The 380-nt window shown below is 35.8% G+C and carries 1 pseudogene; it reads left to right on the plus strand.

Annotation, left to right across the window (positions count from 1 at the left end):
- Positions 1–380: pseudogene (locus tag B2U95_RS05460) on the plus strand (polyribonucleotide nucleotidyltransferase); the annotation flags it as partial.

A 380-nucleotide genomic window follows, 5' to 3' on the forward strand; every position in this document is an offset into this window, starting at 1 on the left:
GAAGGTGAAATGGATGAGATTTCTGAAGAAGAAATGGCTGACGCTATTAAGTTTGCTCATGAAGCTATTAAAGTTCAGTGTGCTGCTCAATTAAGATTGGCAGAAGCATTTGGAAAAAAAGAGGTTCGTGAATATGAAGGTGACAGACAAGAAGAAGATTTAGCCAAGAAAATTCATGACATGGCTTATGATAAAGTGTATGCTATTGCAAAAGCTGGATCTGCTAAACATGAAAGAAGTGCTGCATTTAAAGACATAAAAGAAGCTATTAAAGCGTCATTTTCTGAAGAAGAAATGGCAGATTACGGTGGTTTAGTTTCTGATTATTACCGTAAAGCTGAAAAAGCTGCCATTAGAGATTTAACCTTAAATGAAGGGTT

Source organism: Winogradskyella sp. UBA3174 (assembly GCF_002364335.1).
GTDB lineage: Bacteria > Bacteroidota > Bacteroidia > Flavobacteriales > Flavobacteriaceae > Winogradskyella.